Here is a 14,151-nt window from a genome sequence, read left to right on the forward strand (position 1 = left end):
GAGACCGCACATCATGCGTCGTACGACCGTGCGCGCCCACGCACGCCATTTCGCCCCGTTCGCCCTGATCACCTCGGCGGCCCTGCTGCTCACCGCATGCGGTGCGGACACCCCGGACCAGGGCCAGGACCACGTTCCCGCCGGGGACGTCGTCTCGGACATCGCGGTGGACCCGGCCGCCGCGAAACTCCTCCCCCCGGACGTCAAGAGCCTCACGGTGGCCGTGAGTGTCGGCGGCACCCCGCCCGGCACCACCTACCTGGACGACGGAAAGACCCTCACCGGCCAGGACGTCGACTTCACCAAGGCCGTCGCCCATGTCCTCGGCATCGAACTGAAGACCGAACAGGCCGGCTTCGAGGCGATCCTGCCCGCCCTGGACAGCGGCAAGTACGACTTCGGCGCCAGCAATTTCGGAGTGACCGACGAACGGCGCGAGACCATCGACTTCGTCACCTACATCAACGACGGCCAGGGCTTCGCCACGCGTGAGGACAGCGACTTGTCGAAGGTCACCGACCTGCGGCAACTGTGCGGCCTGAACGTGGCCACCGGCGCCGGCACCACCTTCGAGGCCACGCTGGAGGAGAACAGACACCTCTGCACGGACGCCGGTGAGAAGCCGTACAAGATCCAGACCTACAACGAGGCCGGCGCCATCTGGTCCTCCCTCCAACAGGGCCGCAGCGACGTGGTGATGTCCACCATCAACGGCCTGCGCTACGCCGTGGCCCACCAGGAGGGCCTGAAGTTCCTCAACGAGTTCCACCGCCTCGACGTCGGCTTCGCCTTCAAGAAGGGCACCAAGCTGGCGCCCGCCTTCCGGGCGGCGGTGAACAAGCTGATCGAGGACGGCACTTACGACAAGATCCTCAAGAAGTGGGGCACGACGGACTCGGCGATCACGAGGTCGGAGATCTCCCCGCCGGAGCTCAGGAGCTGACCTCGCCCGCCCGCGCCATGCTGCCGTCCGGGCCCGCACCGACGGGACCCGGTTCGGTGGCGCGGCGCCGGCGCAGGGCCGCGGCGAGCATCGTGACGACGATGCCGGCGAGGGCCCAGGCGCCCAGGACCAGCAGGGACGCGGTGGTGTCGTTGCCGCGGAAGTAGGCGATCGAGCGCGCGGCCCAGGTGCCCGCGCCCGGGGGCAGGGCCGGGCCGATGGCGTTCCAGAAGGGCGGGAGCATCGGCAGCGGGAAGGCGCCGCCCGCGCTCGGGTTGCCCGCGATGACCACGAGGAGGATCGCCAGGCCGATGCCGACGACGCCGAAGACGCCCTGGAGGGCGAGGGTGGCGGCGCCGACGGCGAAGGTGATCAGGGCGCCGAGCCACCACAGGGCGACCACGCCGCCGGGCAGGGCGTCCAGGATCGGCCCGACGATGACCGCGCCGCCGAGGCCGCCCACGATCGAGACCAGGGCCATCACCCCGAGCCTGATCGCCGCTCTCGTGGGGTTGGCCGGGCGGGCGCCGGTGCTGATCGCCAGGATCGAGGCGCAGAGATAGCCGCCCACGCACCAGCCGACCACCAGATAGAAGGAGGACAGACCGTCGAAGTCCTGCGGTGAGGCCGGGGCCACGTCGACCGTGCGGACCGCGCGGTTCTGGGTCTTCTCCAGGGCGGCGGTGAGGTTCTCCAGGGCGGTGGCGAGCACCGTGCCGCCGCCCGAGGCGACCAGGAGGGTGTCGGTGGTGCCGGCCGGGTTCACCACCAGGGCGCCGTCGATGTCCCGGTGCATGATCTGCTTCCGGGCCGTCGCCTCGTCCGCCACCGCACGCGGGTCCAGCGGCGAGCCGGGCAGCTGCTCCAGCCTGGCCACCGCCTGCCCGGCCGCCGCCCGCGGCGCCACCACCCCGAAGGGCACGTCCTTGGGCTTCGGATCGTGCAGCGCCCCCACATAGGAGGCGATGAACAGCAGCTGGAGGGCGATCACGCCGATCACCAGCAGCGTGGCCCGCGGCGTGACGGCGTCCCTCACCTCGGACAGGGTGCTCTGTGTCATGTCCCCAACGCTCCCGGGTGACGGCCGTTTGCGCAGGTGGGAGGCGCCCGAACGGCTGTCGTACATACGTTCGGGTTTTGGTCTATGGTGGGGGTGAGCAGGTTGGGAACGAATGTTCGACAGCGGTCGACAGCAGGAGGTGCGGATGCCGGGGTTCACGCATCTGCACACCGTCTCCGGGTTCTCCCTGCGCTACGGCGCCTCCCACCCGGAGCGGCTGGCCGAGCGTGCCTCGGAGCGGGGCATGGACGCCCTCGCCCTCACCGACCGCGACACCCTCGCCGGTACGGTCCGGTTCGCCAAGGCCTGCGTCAGGGCCGGCATCCGCCCCCTGTTCGGGGCCGACCTGGCGGTCGCCCGGCCCGAGACGGCCGCGCACGACGACTCCGTACGACGGGAGCGGCGGCGCACCCCCGTGCGCGGCGGCGCCTTCGTCGACGAGTCCGCCCCCCGCGTCACCTTCCTCGCCCGGGACGGCGCCCGCGGCTGGGCCGACCTGTGCCGGCTCGTCAGCGCCGCCCACACCGCCCCGGACACACCCCTGCTGACCTGGGCCGACAACCACGCCGACGGCCTCACCGTACTGCTCGGCCCCGACTCCGACGTCGGCCGCGCCCTCGCCGCGGGCCGCCCCGACCGCGCGGCCGTGCTGCTCGGCCCCTGGCGGGAGGTGTACGGCGACGCCCTGCGCCTGGAGGCCGTCTGGCACGGCCGCGAGGGCACCGGGCCCGGCTCCCTGCGGCTGGCCGCGCGCACCGTGGGCCTCGCCGCCGAGCAGGGGGTGCGGCCGGTCCTCAGCAACGCCGTGCGGTACGCCGACCCCGGCCTGGGCCCGGTCGCCGACGTGCTGGACGCCGCCCGCCGGCTGGTGCCCATCGACCCGGCCAAGGAGCTGGACTCCGGCGAGGCCTGGCTGAAGGACGCCGGGGCCATGCTGCACGCGGCCGAGCGGATCGTGGAGGCCGCGGGCTTCCGCCGGGACACGGCCCACCGGCTGCTGGAGCAGACCGCGGCCACGGCCGCCGAGTGCCTCGTCGACCCCGAGGACCACCTCGGCATGGGCAGCGTCCACTTCCCCGAACCGCACCTCGTCGGCGCGGGCCGCCGCACCGCCCAGCGGGCGCTCGCCTCCCGGGCTGCGGCCGGCATGGTGCTGCACGGCTACGCCGGCCGCCGGGAGTACTGGGAGCGGATGCACCACGAGCTGGACATCATCGCCCACCACGGCTTCGCTTCCTATTTCCTGACGGTCGCTCAGGTGGTGGACGACGTACGGGACATGGGCATCCGGGTCGCCGCGCGCGGCTCCGGTGCCGGGTCCCTCGTCAACCACCTCCTCGGCATCGCGCACGCCGACCCCGTCGAACACGGGCTGCTCATGGAGCGCTTCCTGTCCAAGGAGCGGCTGGTGCTGCCCGACATCGACATCGACGTGGAGTCCGCGCGCCGCCTGGAGGTCTACCGGGCGATCATCGGCCGCTTCGGCACCGAGCGGGTCGCCACCGTCGCCATGCCCGAGACCTACCGGGTGCGGCACGCCGTCCGGGACGTCGGCGCGGCCCTGTCCATGGACCCCGCCGAGATCGACCGGATCGCCAAGTCCTTCCCGCACATCCGCGCCCGCGACGCCCGCGCGGCCCTCGACGAACTGCCCGAGCTGAGGCAACTGGCCGGGGAGCGGGAGAAGTACGGCAGGCTGTGGGAGCTGGTCGAGGCGCTCGACGCGCTGCCGCGCGGGGTCGCCATGCACCCGTGCGGGGTGCTGCTGTCCGACGCCTCCCTGCTGACCCGTACGCCGGTCATGCCGACCAGCGGCGAGGGCTTTCCCATGTCCCAGTTCGACAAGGACGACGTGGAGGACCTCGGGCTGCTCAAGCTGGACGTGCTCGGTGTGCGGATGCAGTCGGCGATGGCGCACGCGGTCGCCGAGGTGGAGCGGGCCACGGGCACCAGGGTCGACCTGGACGCGGTGCCGCCGGGCGATCCGGCGACGTACCGGCTGATCCGGTCCACCGAGACGCTGGGCTGCTTCCAGATCGAGTCGCCGGGCCAGCGCGATCTGGTGGGGCGCCTGCAGCCTTCGACTTTTCATGACCTCGTGGTCGATATCTCGCTCTTCCGGCCCGGGCCGGTCGCCGCCGACATGGTGCGGCCGTTCATCGCGGCCCGGCACGGACGGGCGCCGGTGCGCTATCCGCACCCGGACCTTGAGGAGCCGCTGCGCGACACCTACGGGGTCGTCGTCTTCCACGAGCAGATCATCGACATCGTGGCGATCATGACCGGCTGCGGGCGCGGCGAGGCCGACCGGGTGCGGCGCGGGCTGTCCGACCCGGAGTCGCAGGGGCGGATCAAGGTGTGGTTCGCCCAGCACGCGGCGGCGCGCGGCTATGACGCGGAAACGATTCAGCGTACCTGGGAGATCATCGAGGCCTTCGGTTCCTACGGCTTCTGCAAGGCGCACGCGGTCGCCTTCGCCGTGCCGACCTATCAGTCGGCCTGGCTGAAGGCCCATCACCCGGCCGCCTTCTATGCCGGGCTGCTCACCCACGACCCCGGGATGTACCCCAAGCGGCTGCTGCTGGCGGACGCGCGGCGGCGCGGGGTGCCGGTGCTGCCGCTGGATGTGAACAAGTCGGGCGTTGCCCACCGTATCGAACTGGTGTCCGATGGCTGGGGTCTGCGGCTCGCCCTGTCCGATGTGCACGGCATCAGCGAGGCCGAGGCCGCCCGGATCGCCGACGGGCAGCCCTACGCCTCCCTGCTGGACTTCTGGGAGCGGGCCCGCCCGAGCCGCCCGGTGGCCGGACGGCTCGCGCAGGTCGGCGCGTTGGACTCCTTCGGCGCCAACCGGCGTGATCTGCAACTGCACTTGACCGAGCTGCACCGGGGCGCCCGTAGCAGAGGAGGAGCTCAACTGCCGCTGGCCGGAGGGCGCAAGACCGCGCCCGCCGGGCTGCCCGACCTGTCCGACGCCGAGAAGCTCAGCGCCGAGCTCGGTGTGCTCTCCATGGACGCCTCGCGCAACCTCATGGACGACCACCGCGCCTTCCTCGACGAGCTGGGCGTGGTCTCCGCGCGCCGGCTGCGCGAGGCCCGGCACGGCGAGACCGTGCTGGTCGCAGGAGCCAAGGCGGCCACCCAGACGCCGCCGATCCGGTCCGGCAAGCGGGTCATCTTCTCCACCCTCGACGACGGCACCGGCCTGGTCGACCTGGCCTTCTTCGACGACTCCCACGACGCCTGCGCCCACACCGTCTTCCACTCGTGGCTGCTGCTGGTGCGGGGGGTGGTGCAGCGGCGCGGGCCGCGCAGCCTCAGCGTGGTGGGCTCCGCCGCCTGGAACCTCGCCGAGCTGGTCGAACTGCGCGCCGAGGGCGGCCTCGACGAGGTCGCGGCCCGGCTGGCCGAGCCGGTGCCCGAGGCGGGTTCCGGGACGAGTGAGGGGGACCCGACCGGTGGGCGGCGTATCCATCTGCCGACCGGTTACGAGATGCATCCGTGGGCCGATCTGCGGCCCGCGGGGCAGGAGGCCTCACAAGGGCCTGCTGCGGCAAGGAAGTTGTGGCACCAGAGCCCTGGGAGTGCGGGATGACCATCCTCTGCGTACGTTTCCGGCTGCCGCCGATGTACGAGGCGGCCCTGCCGGGGCTGCTCGGACTGCTCGAGGAGTTCACGCCGGTCGTCGAGGCGCTGCCGCCGGACGGGGCACTGGCCGATCTGGGCGGCGCCGAACGCTACTTCGGGCGCAGCGCCGTCGAACTGGCCTCGGTGATCCGGGTGCGGGCGCTCGCGCTGCACGGCGTCGACTGTGTGATCGGCGCCGGGCCGAGCCCGATGCTCGCCCGTATGGCGCTGCGCGCGGCCCGGCCCGGGGTGACGTACGCGGTGCCCGAGGACGCGGACGCGATCCGGGAGTTCCTCGCCGGTCAGCCCGTCCTCGCGCTGCCCGGCGTGGGTCCGGCCACCGCCCGCACCCTGGACGAGTACGGTCTCGACACCCTCGGCCGGGTCGCCGGCGCGCCGCTGTCCACGCTGCAGCGTCTGGTCGGTGCCCGGGTGGGGCGTGAGCTGCACGAGAAGGCGAACGGGGTCGACCGTGGGCGGGTCGTCCCGAACGCCGTCTCACGCTCTCTCGCCGCCGAACGGCCGTTCTCCCGCGACGAGTTGGATCCCGACCGGCATCGGCGTGCGCTGCTGGCGGCCGCGGAGGAGCTCGGCGCCCGGCTGCGTGCCGTCGGCAAGGTGTGCCGCACGCTGACCCTCACCGTGCGGTACGCCGACCGGTCGGCCACCTCGCGGAGTTGCACGTTGAAGGAGGCGACCGCGCATTCGGCCGAGCTGACTCGGGTGGCTTACGGCATGTACGAGGCGCTGGGTCTTCAGCGGGCTCGGGTGCGGGCGGTCTCCTTGCGGGCGGAGGGGCTCGCGCCTGCCGAACAGGCCTCTCATCAGCTCATGTTCGATCCTGTGGACGAGAAGGTCCGGCGTATCGAGGAGGTCGCGGATCGGGCTCGGGCGAAGTTCGGGCCGCGGGCTGTGATGCCGGGGTCGTTGGCGGCGTAGCGCTTCGCCGTTCGCCGTGGGTGGGCCTGTTTGTCTTGCGGGTGCCCGCGCCGTCGTGGCTTGTCGCGCAGTTCCCCGCGCCCCCGAAAAAGCCTAGTTGGCCCAAGGGGGAGTGATGACTGTGCCGTCGGTCATCGTCGCCTCCAGGCCGATGGACGTCGTGACCCAGGTGATCGCCGTGTGGGCCGTCGGGTTCTCCACGGCCAGCGTCGCCCCGGGGTTGATGATCACGGTGTCACCCGCGGTGACGCGCTCGGTGACGTCGTCGAGGGTGATCAGCAGGTCGCCGATCAGCAGATGGAAGATCTCCTCGCGGTTGACGGTGTGGGCGGGGGCCTTCGTCCCCGCCGGGATCTCGCCGCGCCAGGCGCACAGCTCCTTGCTGCCGCTGAGCGGGGTGGCGTACGAGACGAAACGGGCGCCGTGGATCTCGTGGGTGACGGCGTCGGACGAACGGATCACGGGCAAGGGGAAACCTCCGGTCGGATGCGTAAGGGTGGCGCAAGGATGGTCAAGCGGCTTGACCATATGGATGATGGTCAAGGAGATTGACCAATACGTCAAGGGTGTTTCAATGACGGCGTGCAGAACTCCGACGCCATGGCCCTGTCCGTCGCCCTGCTCGCCGTCGCCGGTGAGCTGACCCAGCGCATCAACGACGGGGTCGTGGCGCGCGGCTTCGAGGGGATGCGGCCCGCGCACGGGTTCGCGTTCGTCCGGCTCGCACCCGACGGGGCGACGGTCACCGACCTAGCCGCACATCTCGGGGTGACCAAGCAGGCCGCGAGCCAGCTGGTCGACGAGATCGTGCGCAAGGGGTACGCCGAGCGGCGGCCGCATCCCGGGGACGCGCGGGCTCGCCTGATCGTGCTCACCGAGCGGGGGTGGGCGTGCACGCGTGCCGCCGAGGAGTCCGCCGCCGAGGTGGTGCGGGCCTGGGCCGGAGTGCTCGGCGAGGAGGAGCTGCGGGGGCTGTACGGCCGGCTGGCGCGGATCGCACCTCAAGGGCCCATTCGGCCCGTCTGGTGACGGCGTGTCGGTTAGCGCTGGAAGTTTTTACTGACGCGTAACTTCCATCTTTGACTACTCGTCCGTAACTTGACGAGTGAACAGCATCCCGTGATCCGGATCACAGGGCGTAAGGCAGTCGCCATTCCCTTGAGCCGCGAGGAGATCACCCGATGCTGCCCTGGAAACGCCTGCTCAGATCCCTCTCAGCCGTGCTGCTGACCGCAGCCGTCGCCACCGTTCCCGCTGCGACCGCCGCGACCGCCGCTCATGCCGAGAGCGCCACCAGCAGCGGCTGGAACGACTGGACCTGCAAGCCGTCCGCCGCCCACCCCCGGCCCGTCGTGCTGGTCCACGGCACGTTCGGCAACTCCGTCGACAACTGGCTCGGCCTCGCGCCCTATCTGACCGCGCGCGGCTACTGCGTCTTCTCCCTCGACTACGGCCAGTTGCCCGGCGTCCCGTTCTTCCACGGGCTCGGCCCGATCGACAAGTCCGCCGAGCAGCTCGACGCGTTCGTCGACCGGGTGCTCGACACCACCGGCGCCGCCGAGGCCGACCTCGTCGGTCACTCGCAGGGCGGCATGATGCCCCGCTACTACCTCAAGTTCCTGGGCGGGGCCGCCGAGGTGAACGCCCTGATCGGCATCGCGCCCGACAACCACGGCACCACCCTGAACGGCCTGACCAAGCTGCTGCCCTACTTCCCCGGCGCCGAGGACCTGTTGTCCATGGCCACCCCCGGGCTCGCCGACCAGGTCGCGGGGTCCGCCTTCCTGACCAAGCTCAACCAGGGCGGCGACACCGTGCCCGGCGTCCGCTACACCGTCATCGCCACCAAGTACGACGAGGTGGTCACGCCGTACAGCAGCGGCTGGCTGGAAGGTCCGAACGTACGCAATGTGCTGCTGCAGGACCTGTGTCCGCTGGACCTGTCCGAGCACCTGGCCATCGGGCTGCTCGACCGGATCACCTTCCACGAGGTGGCGGCCGCGCTCGACCCGGCACACGCCACCCCGTCCACCTGCGCGTCCGTGTTCAGTTGACGTGCGCCGGGGCCCGACCGGCCTGAGCCGCCGGTGGGGCCCCGGAAACCGGTCGGTCAGCGACCGTGCCGGGCACCGCTCGCCGAGCGCCGCCGGGCCGCGGTGAACAGCACCGCCGAGCCCAGCGCGAGGGTGGCCGCGCCGCCCATCGCGAGATACGCCGTGCGGGCGTCGCCGCCGGTCTCCGCGAGGTTCTGTCCGGCCGAAGCGGCCTTGGGCCGGTTGCCGCCGGCGTCCTGCGCAGCGGCGGGCTCGGCCGAGGTGTGCGCGTCCCCGTCGCCGTGGCCGTGGTTCTCCACCGTCGACTTTCCGGCGCCGTCCTCGATCTGCTCCTCGGAGGGCGCGGAGGCGGTCGGTGCGGGGGCGGTGGGGGCGGCCGAGTCGTTCGGGTCTGCCGGGGTTTCCTGTGTGGTGCCTCCGAAGTCGACGTCCGAGCAGGAGTAGAACGCCTCCGGGCTGTCCGAGCGCTGCCACACCGCGTACAGCACATGGCGGCCCGAACGCTCCGGCAGCGTGCCGGAGAAGGTGTAGAAGCCGCCCTGCGCGGCCGGGTTCGTGGCCGTCGCCACCGGGTTCGCCAGGTCCAGGTCACTCCAGGCCAGCGGCTTCGCCGGGTCGTGCCCCGCCTTCGTCAGATACACCTTGAAGGTGCCCCGGTGCGGGGCCGTCACCCGGTACTTGAACGTGTACGACCCCGCGCCGACGCTCGTCGCCGGCCAGTCCGCGCGGGCCAGGTCCAGGCCCTTGAACTCCTCGCTGTTCGCGCTGCACAGCTTGCCGTCGGGTATCAGCTCCTGGTGCCGGCCGGCCGCGTCGCCGATGCGGATGCCGTTCCAGTCGTACAGCGCCTGGGTGCCGCCCGCGGCGACGGCCGCCTTGCACGCCGCGGACCTCGGGCTCTCCGGCCCCTCCGCGTAACACTGCGACACCCGGCTGACCGGGTCGCCCATCGAGCCGTGCGCGACCGCGGGCGCGGCGGCCAGCGCGGTCAGGGCGAGCGGGGCGACACCGAGGGCGGTGACGGTGGCGGCGGCCTTGGCCTTCAGGCGTGCGGGCTTCGCGGATACGGGCATCGCGGATCTCCTCTAAGGTGGGGGCGGCGATCAGAAGCTAGCCGCACCGCGCCGCGAAATCGCCTGTTGAGAGGCGCTTTTGGAGATCCTTATGGTGCCTTTAAGGGAGTGCTCAGACTGCGATCAGGTCGGTAGCGTGCGCGCCATGACGCACGACGAGATCCGGCCCGCCGCGGCCGCCGACGCCGCGGCCGTGAAGGCCGTCACCGACGCCGCCTACCACCACTACATCGCACGCATCGGCGTGGTGCCGCAGCCCATGGAGGCGGACCACGCGGCGGACGTGGCCGCGGGGCGGGTGTTCGTCACCGGCGAGCCGGTCGTCGGGCTGGACGCGTACGACGACCATCTGTTCCTCGACAGCATCGCCGTCCACCCCGACGCCGCCGGACAGGGCGTGGGAGGACGGCTGCTGCGGTTCGTCGACGCACGCGCGCGTGCGCTGGGTCTGCCCGAGATCAGGCTCTACACGAACGCGATGATGTGGGAGAACCAGAAGATCTACCCGAAGTACGGGTACGAAGTCGTCGAGCGGCGGGTGGACGGGCCCTACGACCGGATCCACTACCGCAGGCGTCTGGACTGAGCGGGTCTCATGGGGCCTCCGGCCACCAGACGCGTGCGATGTCTTTTCGGACCTCGGGCCGCTCCGCGGGCAGGGTCTCGGCCTCCTCGCGGATCCGGCGGGAGTTCGGCTTCTTGAGGGGCTTCTGCACGGTCGCTCGGCGCATGGCTGCCTCCTTGAGTGCCTACCGTGTTCCGCGTTCTCACGGAGGTAGACGCTTTCGGTGAGAGTTCCTCATCGGGGCCGGTCTGTCAGTGGCGCCCGTCACCATCCGGACTGTCAGTGGCTGCTGACACTCTGGGGTCATGAATGACGACCGTGACCGCGCGAACGCGCCGCGTGTGGACTGGGACGCCGAGGCCGCGTCCTTCGACGACGACCCCGACCACGGCCTGCGGGACCCGGAGGTGCGCCGGGCCTGGGCCGGGCGGCTGCGCGGCTGGCTGCCCGAGGAACCCGGCGAGCTGCTCGACCTCGGCTGCGGCACCGGCAGCCTGTCGCTGCTCGCCGCCGAGCAGGGACACCGGGTGACCGGCGTCGACAGCTCCCCGGCCATGGTCGCCCGCGCCCGCGCCAAACTCGCCGGGCGTGACGCGGTGTTCCTGGTCGGTGACGCTGCCGCACCACCGGTCGGGGACCGGCGCTACGACGTCGTGCTCGTACGGCACGTGCTGTGGGCCCTGCCCGACCCCGGCCGCGCCCTGCGCCACTGGCGGGGGCTGCTGCGGCCGGGCGGCCGGCTGGTGCTGGTCGAGGGGGTGTGGGGGACCCTCACACCGGTCGGCATATCCGCCGACACGCTCACCGCCCTCCTCGCGCCGCTCGCCGCGCAGGTCCGTGTGGAGCGGCTGTCGCAGGACGCGGTGCTGTGGGGGAGGGCGGTGACGGACGAGCGGTACGCGGTGGTGGCGACGGCCTGAGCGGCCTCCGGCCGGCAGCGGCGGTCCCGAGCGCCTCGGGCGGGCAGTGACGGTCCGAGACGCCTCAGGCGGCAGTGATGGTCCGAGCGCCTCGGGCTGGCAGTGACAGTCCGAGACGCCTCACGCCGGCACCGACGGTCCGAGACGCCTCACGCCGGTACCGACGGTCCGAGACGCCTCACGCCGGCAGCGACGGCCTGAGACCGCCTCAGGCCAGCAGCGACTCCAGTCCGCCCTCGACGGTGGCGAACGCCTCCAGCTCGTCGAGGGCGGCCACCGCCGCGGCCGCGGCCTCCGGGTCCCGCTCGGCCAGACCGCTCTCGGCGAACTCGTCCTCGTCCAGGCGGCGTACGTCCGTGCCGTCGGCCGAGCGCCACAGGTCCAGGTCGAGATCCTCGACGACCAGCTCGTCGCCGGACAGCGTGGCCGGGCGGGTGATGTCGCAGTACCAGCCCTTCAGGGCACCTTGCGCGTCACGGACCTCCTTGACCGAGTACCAGCGGTCGCGCCAGTAGTGCTCGGTGAACACATCGCCGGGCTCGAAGCGTACGAAGCCGAAGTCGCGCACGCCCTCACCCGCCCAGGCCGCTCTGACGGAGACGCGGGTGCCGTCGTCGGACAGCAGCGTCGCCGCGTAGCGGATCTTCGTCCGGCCGGCCTTGAGGAGGACCACGTCCACCTCGCGTGCCGGTTCAGCCGAGTTCACGGACATGGCGCACCTCCGTCGCACAGACCTCGTACCCGAACCACTTGTTGATCGCCAGCATCGGCCCGTTGCCGGTGTCGTTGCCGGTGAACGCCTCCGTGTACCCGGCGGCGCGGGCGCGATGCAGGGAGTGGTTCTTGGCGAGCTTGGCCAGGCCCCGGCCGCGGTGGGCGCGGGCCGTGCCGGTCATGCCGCTGCCGTAGTGGCGGGAGCCGTCCGTGCGGGCCGCGGTGAAGGCGGCCGGACGGCCGTCGACGAGCGCCACGACGGTCAGCTCCAGGTCGGTGAGCGGGTGCCGCCACGTCTCCTCGAGCCAGGCCTCGTAGTCCGTCAACTCCGCTCCCGCGTCGCTCGGTTCGTCCGCGGTCGTCTCCGCGTCCAGCGCGAACAGGGGGCGCGGGTCGGCCGCGAAGTCGGCGCCCGTGCGCAGCTCGACGCCGGGCGGCGGGTCCTGCAGCGGCGGCAGGGTGCCGTGCGCGAGGTCCAGGCGCTGGAAGTGCGCGGAGCGGCTCGCGCGGTAGCCGTGCGCCTCGGCGAAGGCGCGGTTGCCGGGCGCGTCCAGGACCCAGGACAGCAGCCGGGTCGCGCCCTGCGCCGCCAGGTACTCCTCGGCGGCGCGGACCAGCAGCGTCCCCGCGCCGCGGTGGGTGCGCTCCGGGTGCACGTACACGTTGACGAAGGCCTGGCCCGGCTCGGGGGCCTCGTGGATGAGCCCCACCTGCGCCGAGCCGATGATCTCGCCGTCGGTGTCCTCGGCGACGAGCGGCCGGTAGCGGGCGTCCGGATGGAAGTGGGCCAGGTCGTAGGCGAGGGAGTCCGCGGTGATGAGGTGGAACGGCAGGGCGTGGTACCGGACGGCCGCGAAGCCCTCCAGGTCGGCACGGACGTCCGGCCGGATCTCGCGCACGATGACTGTCATGGGGCCGCACGTTACGTGCGCGGCGCACCTGTGTGCCGCTCATTTTCCGGGCCGCGCGCGAGGTCCGGCCGGTGCGGGAGGGCCGCCCCGTGCGGGACAATCGGCCTGTGACCTTGAAGATCCACATCGATGACAGCGCCGTACCGCCGTACGAGCAGGTGCGGGCGCAGATCTCCGAGCAGGCGCGGTCGGGGGTGCTGCCGGTGGGGTACCGGCTGCCGACTGTGCGGGGGCTCGCCGAGTCGCTGGGCCTCGCCGCGAACACCGTCGCCAAGGCCTACCGCGTGCTGGAGGGCGACGGGGTGATCGAGACGCGGGGCCGCAACGGCACGTTCGTCGCCGCGGCGGAGTCGGCCGCGTCCAGGGAACTGGCCTCGGAGGGCCGGACCTACGCGGAGCGGGCACGGCGGCTCGGCGTACCGGAGGAGGAGGCGCTGTCCGCGGTACGCGACGCCCTGCGGGCGGCCTACAGGGAGTAGAGCCTGACGGCGGCCTACGGGGAGTAGGGCCTGACGGCGGCCTACCGGGAGTAGAGCCCGGCGGCGGCCTACGGGGACCAGAGCCCGGCGCGGCAGGCAGAACAGCCCGGCGGTCACGGGGTGCGGGTCACCGTGCGGTCCAGTCGTCTCGCCGTCCTCGCGAACACCTTCGCGTCCTCCACCGCGGCCCCGTTGGGGTCGTTGTTGAAGTACACGTACACGTCCTCGGCGTCCGGCCAGGTGTGCGCGATCCGGTCGGCCCAGGTCTGCAGCGACTGTCTGCCGTAGCGCGGCCAGTCCTTCGCGCGCCCCTGATGGAAGCGCATGTACCCCCAGTCCGCCGTGCGCCACAGCGGAGCCACCGGCCGGGCGCGGACGTCGGCCCAGCACAGGGCGGCGCGCCGGGCCTGGAGAATCTCGCGCACCTCGGGCGTCCACCAGGAGTCGTGGCGTGGTTCGACCGCGACGCGGACCGAGGCCGGGAAGCAGGCCAGGCAGGCGTCGAGCAGGGCGGGGTCGGCCTTCAGGGTCGGCGGCAGTTGCAGCAGGACGGGGCCCAGCCGGTCGCCCAGCCCGGCCGCGTGGGTCAGTAGGCGGTCGACCGGCTCCGCGGGTTCCTTCAGCCGCTTGATGTGGGTGAGATAGCGGCTGGCCTTCACCGCGACCACGAAGTCCGGCGGGACGCGGTCGCGCCAGGCCTCGAAGGTCTCCCGGGACGGCAGCCGGTAGAAGGCGTTGTTGATCTCGACGGTGGCGAAATGGGCCGTGTACTCCTCCAGCCACCGCCGCACGGGCACGTCGGCCGGGTAGAGGAGGCCGCGCCAGTCCTTGTACTGCCAGCCCGACGTGCCGACGTACCAGGTCAT

The 14,151-nt window shown here is 72.3% G+C and carries 15 protein-coding genes; 8 read left to right on the forward strand and 7 right to left on the reverse strand.

Annotated features, from left to right (window positions below):
• Window positions 1–13: 13 nt before the first annotated feature.
• Window positions 14–943: an ABC transporter substrate-binding protein gene (locus RKD23_RS29885; protein WP_424856513.1), complete on the forward strand. Its 930-nt coding sequence runs from the start codon at window positions 14–16 to the stop codon at window positions 941–943.
• Here RKD23_RS29885 and RKD23_RS29890 read toward each other — a convergent pair.
• Window positions 933–2,003: a DUF3533 domain-containing protein gene (locus tag RKD23_RS29890; RefSeq protein WP_424856514.1), complete on the reverse strand. Its 1,071-nt coding sequence runs from the start codon at window positions 2,001–2,003 to the stop codon at window positions 933–935. The two genes, RKD23_RS29885 and RKD23_RS29890, sit on opposite strands and share 11 nt — an antisense overlap.
• A 145-nt stretch (window positions 2,004–2,148) precedes the next feature.
• Here RKD23_RS29890 and RKD23_RS29895 point away from each other — a divergent pair, with 145 nt between their 5' ends.
• Both RKD23_RS29895 and RKD23_RS29900 read left to right on the forward strand, forming a co-directional pair.
• Window positions 2,149–5,598, forward strand: a complete 3,450-nt coding sequence (locus tag RKD23_RS29895) for a DNA polymerase III subunit alpha (RefSeq protein ID WP_424856515.1) — start codon at window positions 2,149–2,151, stop codon at window positions 5,596–5,598.
• Window positions 5,595–6,569, forward strand: a complete 975-nt coding sequence (locus RKD23_RS29900; RefSeq protein ID WP_424856516.1) for a DNA polymerase Y family protein — start codon at window positions 5,595–5,597, stop codon at window positions 6,567–6,569. The genes RKD23_RS29895 and RKD23_RS29900 overlap by 4 nt, the downstream gene beginning before the upstream one ends.
• A 93-nt stretch (window positions 6,570–6,662) precedes the next feature.
• Here the strand turns inward: RKD23_RS29900 and RKD23_RS29905 are convergent, their stop codons facing one another.
• On the reverse strand, window positions 6,663–7,037 hold the full coding sequence (locus RKD23_RS29905; protein ID WP_424856517.1) for a cupin domain-containing protein: 375 nt from the start codon (window positions 7,035–7,037) through the stop codon (window positions 6,663–6,665).
• Between the two features lie 114 nt (window positions 7,038–7,151).
• Between RKD23_RS29905 and RKD23_RS29910 the strand changes: the two genes are divergently transcribed.
• A complete protein-coding gene (locus RKD23_RS29910) occupies window positions 7,152–7,598 on the forward strand; it encodes a MarR family winged helix-turn-helix transcriptional regulator (protein WP_424856518.1) in 447 nt (148 codons plus the stop codon).
• Window positions 7,599–7,750: 152 nt separating this feature from the next.
• Window positions 7,751–8,623 carry an esterase/lipase family protein gene (locus RKD23_RS29915; RefSeq protein WP_424856519.1) on the forward strand — a complete coding sequence of 291 codons (873 nt, stop codon included), beginning with the start codon at window positions 7,751–7,753 and terminating at the stop codon, window positions 8,621–8,623.
• Between the two features lie 56 nt (window positions 8,624–8,679).
• Here RKD23_RS29915 and RKD23_RS29920 read toward each other — a convergent pair whose 3' ends face one another.
• Complete coding sequence (locus tag RKD23_RS29920) at window positions 8,680–9,696, reverse strand: lytic polysaccharide monooxygenase (RefSeq protein WP_424856520.1); 1,017 nt, start codon at window positions 9,694–9,696, stop codon at window positions 8,680–8,682.
• Window positions 9,697–9,841: 145 nt separating this feature from the next.
• Between RKD23_RS29920 and RKD23_RS29925 the strand changes: the two genes are divergently transcribed.
• Entirely contained in the window at window positions 9,842–10,282 is a 441-nt protein-coding gene (locus RKD23_RS29925; protein ID WP_424856521.1) for a GNAT family N-acetyltransferase, read from the forward strand.
• A 7-nt stretch (window positions 10,283–10,289) separates the two neighbouring features.
• Here the strand turns inward: RKD23_RS29925 and RKD23_RS29930 are convergent, their stop codons facing one another.
• Window positions 10,290–10,427, reverse strand: coding sequence for a hypothetical protein (locus RKD23_RS29930; protein ID WP_424856522.1), 138 nt, complete (start codon window positions 10,425–10,427; stop codon window positions 10,290–10,292).
• Window positions 10,428–10,566: 139 nt separating this feature from the next.
• On the opposite strand from RKD23_RS29930, the gene RKD23_RS29935 reads away from it, so the two are divergent.
• A complete protein-coding gene (locus RKD23_RS29935) occupies window positions 10,567–11,181 on the forward strand; it encodes a class I SAM-dependent methyltransferase (RefSeq protein WP_424856523.1) in 615 nt (204 codons plus the stop codon).
• Between the two features lie 208 nt (window positions 11,182–11,389).
• On the opposite strand, the gene RKD23_RS29940 is transcribed toward RKD23_RS29935, so the two are convergent.
• The gene (locus RKD23_RS29940) at window positions 11,390–11,893 is read right to left on the reverse strand and encodes a DUF402 domain-containing protein (protein WP_424856524.1); all 504 of its coding nucleotides are present in this window, start codon (window positions 11,891–11,893) and stop codon (window positions 11,390–11,392) included.
• Window positions 11,874–12,806 carry an N-acetyltransferase family protein gene (locus RKD23_RS29945; protein ID WP_424856525.1) on the reverse strand — a complete coding sequence of 311 codons (933 nt, stop codon included), beginning with the start codon at window positions 12,804–12,806 and terminating at the stop codon, window positions 11,874–11,876. The genes RKD23_RS29940 and RKD23_RS29945 overlap by 20 nt, the downstream gene beginning before the upstream one ends.
• A gap of 107 nt (window positions 12,807–12,913) precedes the next feature.
• Here RKD23_RS29945 and RKD23_RS29950 point away from each other — a divergent pair, with 107 nt between their 5' ends.
• Window positions 12,914–13,285, forward strand: coding sequence for a GntR family transcriptional regulator (locus RKD23_RS29950; RefSeq protein WP_424856526.1), 372 nt, complete (start codon window positions 12,914–12,916; stop codon window positions 13,283–13,285).
• Between the two features lie 113 nt (window positions 13,286–13,398).
• Here the strand turns inward: RKD23_RS29950 and RKD23_RS29955 are convergent, their stop codons facing one another.
• Entirely contained in the window at window positions 13,399–14,151 is a 753-nt protein-coding gene (locus RKD23_RS29955) for a DUF72 domain-containing protein (protein WP_424856527.1), read from the reverse strand.

This window comes from Streptomyces sp. SAI-170 (assembly GCF_049739565.1).
Classification (GTDB): domain Bacteria; phylum Actinomycetota; class Actinomycetes; order Streptomycetales; family Streptomycetaceae; genus Streptomyces.

What these genes read in the sequence shown, in the direction of transcription:
- RKD23_RS29930 (WP_424856522.1), bottom strand. Translation starts at nt 10,427, where the DNA reads ATGCGCCGAGCGACCGTGCAGAAGCCCCTCAAGAAGCCGAACTCCCGC.
- RKD23_RS29945 (WP_424856525.1), bottom strand. Translation starts at nt 12,806, where the DNA reads ATGACAGTCATCGTGCGCGAGATCCGGCCGGACGTCCGTGCCGACCTG.
- RKD23_RS29940 (WP_424856524.1), bottom strand. Translation starts at nt 11,893, where the DNA reads ATGTCCGTGAACTCGGCTGAACCGGCACGCGAGGTGGACGTGGTCCTC.
- RKD23_RS29935 (WP_424856523.1), top strand. Translation starts at nt 10,567, where the DNA reads ATGAATGACGACCGTGACCGCGCGAACGCGCCGCGTGTGGACTGGGAC.
- RKD23_RS29920 (WP_424856520.1), bottom strand. Translation starts at nt 9,696, where the DNA reads ATGCCCGTATCCGCGAAGCCCGCACGCCTGAAGGCCAAGGCCGCCGCC.
- RKD23_RS29925 (WP_424856521.1), top strand. Translation starts at nt 9,842, where the DNA reads ATGACGCACGACGAGATCCGGCCCGCCGCGGCCGCCGACGCCGCGGCC.
- RKD23_RS29890 (WP_424856514.1), bottom strand. Translation starts at nt 2,003, where the DNA reads ATGACACAGAGCACCCTGTCCGAGGTGAGGGACGCCGTCACGCCGCGG.
- RKD23_RS29955 (WP_424856527.1), bottom strand. Translation starts at nt 14,151, where the DNA reads ATGACCTGGTACGTCGGCACGTCGGGCTGGCAGTACAAGGACTGGCGC.
- RKD23_RS29885 (WP_424856513.1), top strand. Translation starts at nt 14, where the DNA reads ATGCGTCGTACGACCGTGCGCGCCCACGCACGCCATTTCGCCCCGTTC.
- RKD23_RS29895 (WP_424856515.1), top strand. Translation starts at nt 2,149, where the DNA reads ATGCCGGGGTTCACGCATCTGCACACCGTCTCCGGGTTCTCCCTGCGC.
- RKD23_RS29900 (WP_424856516.1), top strand. Translation starts at nt 5,595, where the DNA reads ATGACCATCCTCTGCGTACGTTTCCGGCTGCCGCCGATGTACGAGGCG.
- RKD23_RS29915 (WP_424856519.1), top strand. Translation starts at nt 7,751, where the DNA reads ATGCTGCCCTGGAAACGCCTGCTCAGATCCCTCTCAGCCGTGCTGCTG.